Origin of the sequence: Moorena sp. SIO4A5 (assembly GCF_010672005.1) — a bacterium.
Classification (GTDB): domain Bacteria; phylum Cyanobacteriota; class Cyanobacteriia; order Cyanobacteriales; family Coleofasciculaceae; genus Moorena.
Window position 1 is genome coordinate 1 of record NZ_JAAHHZ010000366.1, and the last position, 4715, is coordinate 4715.

A 4715-nucleotide genomic window follows, 5' to 3' on the forward strand; every position below is an offset into this window, starting at 1 on the left:
TGATCAGGCGAAACCCATTTTCCAGCAGCTAGTGCTGTGATTCCCGCCCCAACTGTTGCAGGAGTATTAGGCATTGCCCGGATCACTGGCTGGGATGGAAAAGCATTTTCCAGCCGTTCCAGAGGCACTCCAGCTAGAATTGAAATCACCATTGGCAACGTTCCTAAGCTGTGACCGTTGTCACCTCTACCCATGGCCAGTTCTGCCGCTACCGCTTCAAATACCTGAGGTTTAATTGCCAGTAACAAAACCTCTGATGCTGCCGCTGCCGCTTGGTTATTGGCAGTGACCCTTATCCCGTATTGTTGCGCCAAACCATCACGGCGCTGCTCCAGCAGCTCACTCACCAAGACCTCATCAGGCTGGTAAAGTTGTTGGGCAAGTAGGCGGGATAGGAGGGCTTCTCCCATGACACCGCCACCAATTATGCCAAGTTTGATAGGCAACCCAACACCTCTCTTTTCAACTTTTAATGTTATTCACGAAAAACTAGACACTTGTCAAGTCCTGATTCTTACTGAGCCATCTGGTCTGGCTCAGAACCCCAGGCTGGTGACGGAGCTGTCTGACGGGGAGGAGGAGCCTGGGGAGTAGGTATCTCATGAATCACACCAGACTGAGTACTTACCTGAACACAGCTTGGTGTAAACAAGAAAATACTTTCACCAATACGCTCTTGGTGACCATCAATAGCGTAAGTCCCACCAGCCACAAAGTCAACTGCTCGTTGTGCTTGGTCTGGATCCATGATGGTCAGGTTTAAAACCACCGACTTCCGTTCCCGCAGTGCCTGAATCACTTGGGGCATTTCTTCAAAGGAACGAGGTTCAATCACTGCCACCTCTGAAATGCCATTGACTGCTCCAGGCATGCCAATCACATTATTGATCGGAGATGGCCCTACCCCTGCTTCTGATACCGTTGTCCGCTCCCGAGAACGTCGTCTGGTCGGACGTTCCTCCTCTGGTGGCGGTTGAACCGGTTGCTCTTGTGGGTAGGGAGTTGGGTAGGCATCCCCCTCAATGTCTTCATATTCGTATTCGTATTCCACTGGCTCATTCAGACCGACGAAATCGCGCAGCTTATTAAAAATACCGCTCATAGTCAACTCTCCATCACAACTTTAGTGTAAGCTTCTGCAAAGCCGATAATCGACCTTCTCTAGGGCAGCAGTCTTTAGTAGATGCTTAGACTAGAACTTAAACAGTCTAACTTACCCCTGAGCTTACTTAATAATTTTCACCCTTGAGAACACCACAAGGTTATCAATATAAAAGATAGATCTGCCTTCTGATCGGGGTGTAGTTCTCGAAAAAAGCAACTTTCAGAAGGCTATGCCATTATATATAAGAGGGCAATATTGATGATGGATGTGGTTGGGTATATACTACCCCATTACTTCCTCATCCGATCATCTCATTTCACCAGACGCTCACAATGGTCGTTGGGACTTACTTTTGGCGGTAAGACCAACCCATTCAACAACCTTCGATTTGGTTGTGGGTACTTCAAATTTAGCTTCCAGCAAAAGAAGCCCCAGGTCGTAACCACTTTTGGAGGCAATCCCGCAGATGGCGCAGCATCAGCCCCTCCCCTAGCTTCTAGGGACCTAGTTTTAGTAACTGCTTTCAGCGGTAAATTGGGTGGGATTTGTTGGCGAATCTTGGTAATGGGTTCTGTAATTAAACCAATCATGGGAAGGTTTCCTTATGGAACTTATTGGAAGGTTTGCTGATGGATAACTCTAAGCTGCTCATAATCAGCCGATGAACCACTGCGCCTAAGTAAGCGCAGGCGATTTTCTACCAACAGCCGAGCCTCAGAACGACTGATTGGCTCAAAGGCAATGCCATTGGTAGTACTTTTCACCAAAAAGAAAAGTCTCTGGGCATAGATCGTAGTGAACAACTCTTGTTGTGGTTCAACAATGCAAACTCGAAACAGTAGACCAAAATTGGGGTGATTGAGGTAGTTTTCAGAACTCATCAAAATCCATATTAGGCGGGACTTGAGCACCGAACGATCTTAGGTTAGGTCAAATAAGTCATTGCCATGGCTTACTTTCCCTTAGTAAGGTTAGTGGTATTATGCCAGGGGTTTGGTTGGTTAGTGAATTCAGGTAAGACTAGGAGTCAGCAAGACCCTAACAATTCCTAAAGACCAAAACCGAAGTTATAGAGATAATAGCTTGAGCGCGTGGATTTGAGTTTGCTAGGTAGAAAATTAGGGCTAGTGGTGATTTTGTTTCTGACGGCATTAGACTTCTAAGATAATGGCCATCTGATATAACTTACCAAGTCTACCCAAATCTGCTATAACAAAATCTCTCCTACCTTGGTTGAACTCCTCAATACCGATACCAACCGATTTGAGATAGACTGAGGATTGAGAAGAAGCTCATAGGGAAAGAGGATGGGGAAGGAAAAAATACACTAATCGTTTTGGCTATAGTTTTGGCTGTGAATTCGTGAAACTTTAATAAAGATTGCTCAAAACTCTACATGTTTCAAAAATTATAGGTCAATAATGGTTATACAAACTAATGATTACCCTAATAATTAGCCAACTAAACTATCCGGATTAACGAGTCTAATGACTGAAAAATTGAATGAACAAGAGACAAAAACTATCAGTGTAGAGGTGCATCCAGATAATAACTGATTAGGCGTTTTCAGGATGTTATCGATTAAGGGTAAGCATTTTGGTAATAGCCTAATCTCGACCCTGCAATGTTTGTAGGGTCATTATTATGAATTGATAGTGATTTTACAATTCCCGAATGTTAGTTTGTCTCAATTGCTGGGCATCAAGCGTGAGTAAGTCCTGGTAAATTGGTCACTCAACTTGGATAGTAGGCTGACACACTGGGCCGTTAGTCTTTGAAATTCAATCGATAAATCTTTGAGGAGTAAAGTAGAAACATCATGTTTGACTGCATAATCGTTGGTGCGGGACCGGCTGGTGGAACGGCTGCTTATCACCTGGCTAAAGCTGGAAAGTCTGTGGTGGTTCTAGAAAAAGAATCCTTACCCCGGTACAAGGCTTGTAGTGGTGCGGTTTCCCCACAAGTGCAACAGTGGTTTGATTTCGACTTTACACCTGCGATATCTCTGAAAGCTGAGAGTGTACGCTACACCTGGAAAATGGATGATCCAGTAGAGGTGAAACTGGACACTCAAGAACCAGTTTGGATGGTGCAACGGGATGTTTTCGATCACTATCTCATCCAACAAGCCCAAAAACAAGGTGCTGAAATTCGAGATAATACAGCAGTTACAGGGGTAGAGTTTAAGGGAGACCACTGGCAGGTCAACACTGTCAATGGCACTGTTGAAGGTCGCTACGTGATTGCAGCTGACGGTGCTACTGGACCGATGGCAAAATGGTTGGGATTCAAAGAACGTAAATCACGTTTGGCATTAGCCCTAGAGGTGGCCAAATCGGACACCAATAGTAAGGAGATCCATTTTGACTTTGGTCAGGTCAAAAATGGCTTTATCTGGAGTATTCCTAAACCCGAAGGCTACTCCATTGGTCTTGGCTCCTTACGGGGTGGTGACCTCAAAGACATGGAAAAGATAGTCAAAGGTTATGCGGAGAAATCCGGCTTAGACTTAAGTAGCTGTAAACAGCACGAAGGTGCCATCTGTGTCTGGGAAGGTCAGGAAAAGCTCCATACACAAAATGCTGTATTAGCTGGGGAAGCTGCCTGTGTGGTCGATCCCATGACTGCTGAGGGAATTCGACCCTCCATGTTCAGTGGCATGAAAGCAGCTGAGGCCATTCAACAAGCTTTGGCAGGTCAAGCTGATGCCTTAGAAAACTATACCCAGGTGATGCAGGAAGAACGGGGAACTGATATGAGTTGGGCTGCTAAGCTCGCTGGAGCTTTCTACCGCTTTCCTGGAATTGCCTACAAAGTCGGCGTTAAAAAACCCGTTGCTACTCAAATCATGCTCAACATTCTCTGTGGGGAATTACGCTACTCCGATGTGGTCAATCGTGCCATGAAGCGCTTGAACCCATTAAGCGGTGGATAATAGTGATCAGATCATTGATTTGATTACGTGTTTTATCACCTAAATAGATCAGCTAAATAGTTAGGGTTGTTGAGGGTTGACAGTCAAGGGTCAACCCTCAATCGTTAACATATAACAGAATTAATGTCGGGTAAAAATGACCATACTTGACCCCACCACAGGACTACGGGCAACTAACGTTCCCTCTAGGTCAGTAATTTCCAACTTGCTAAAGTCTAATTCTTGAGACTGGCTCAGCATCCTTTGAGCTAAGGTATTCTGCTGACCATCGTTGAGTTGGTACCATTCATCACTGACCTTGACCAAGAGCATACTTCTGAGAAAGTTGGCCTCAATTGCTTGAATCAGGTCATTACCGTACTGAGCCGTAATACCCGTAATTTGATTTTGAATTGCTACAATCAGGCTTTGTTCAGGAGTTAACTCTGGTGTGGGTATGGGTTCCGATTCCACAAGTTGTGATTCCTCAGCCACTTCCAAATTTTCTGGAGAATTAATGGTATCACCAGGAACTTGTGCCACCTGTGCTGGTGTCTTTGGTAGAAGCGCTAGTGTTGTCCATAGAATGACTACTACCACGCTTGCGATCGCACCAGTCAACATCCAATCAGACAGTTTTTCATTCCAAGCTGCCGGTAGCAAGGAGCGGACTTTTTTTAAGGTGCCATCCCAAAA

Annotated in this window: 5 protein-coding genes and 1 pseudogene; 1 reads left to right on the forward strand and 5 read right to left on the reverse strand. The window is 45.2% G+C overall.

What is annotated here, in order from left to right; translation table 11 throughout:
* The 4 genes from F6K57_RS37080 to pipX all read right to left on the reverse strand — a co-directional run.
* Positions 1-446: NAD(P)-binding domain-containing protein (locus F6K57_RS37080; RefSeq protein WP_293073280.1), on the reverse strand; the 446-nt coding region annotated here is incomplete at its 3' end.
* 68 nt (positions 447-514) lie between these two features.
* Entirely contained in the window at positions 515-1102 is a 588-nt protein-coding gene (locus tag F6K57_RS37085) for a cell division protein SepF (RefSeq protein ID WP_070393463.1), read from the reverse strand.
* A gap of 314 nt (positions 1103-1416) precedes the next feature.
* Positions 1417-1695, reverse strand: coding sequence for a hypothetical protein (locus F6K57_RS37090; RefSeq protein ID WP_075900393.1), 279 nt, complete (start codon positions 1693-1695; stop codon positions 1417-1419).
* A gap of 21 nt (positions 1696-1716) precedes the next feature.
* On the reverse strand, positions 1717-1986 hold the full coding sequence (gene pipX, locus F6K57_RS37095) for a transcriptional coactivator PipX (RefSeq protein WP_070396730.1): 270 nt from the start codon (positions 1984-1986) through the stop codon (positions 1717-1719).
* Between the two features lie 938 nt (positions 1987-2924).
* On the opposite strand from pipX, the gene F6K57_RS37100 reads away from it, so the two are divergent.
* A complete protein-coding gene (locus F6K57_RS37100) occupies positions 2925-4040 on the forward strand; it encodes a geranylgeranyl reductase family protein (RefSeq protein ID WP_075900391.1) in 1116 nt (371 codons plus the stop codon).
* A gap of 120 nt (positions 4041-4160) precedes the next feature.
* Here the strand turns inward: F6K57_RS37100 and F6K57_RS37105 are convergent.
* Positions 4161-4715 (reverse strand): annotated as a pseudogene (locus F6K57_RS37105) (hypothetical protein); the annotation flags it as partial.

Excerpts from the sequence above, each read along its gene's own strand:
- pipX (WP_070396730.1), bottom strand. The coding sequence starts at position 1,986 with ATGAGTTCTGAAAACTACCTCAATCACCCCAATTTTGGTCTACTGTTT.
- F6K57_RS37100 (WP_075900391.1), top strand. The coding sequence starts at position 2,925 with ATGTTTGACTGCATAATCGTTGGTGCGGGACCGGCTGGTGGAACGGCT.
- F6K57_RS37090 (WP_075900393.1), bottom strand. The coding sequence starts at position 1,695 with ATGATTGGTTTAATTACAGAACCCATTACCAAGATTCGCCAACAAATC.
- F6K57_RS37085 (WP_070393463.1), bottom strand. The coding sequence starts at position 1,102 with ATGAGCGGTATTTTTAATAAGCTGCGCGATTTCGTCGGTCTGAATGAG.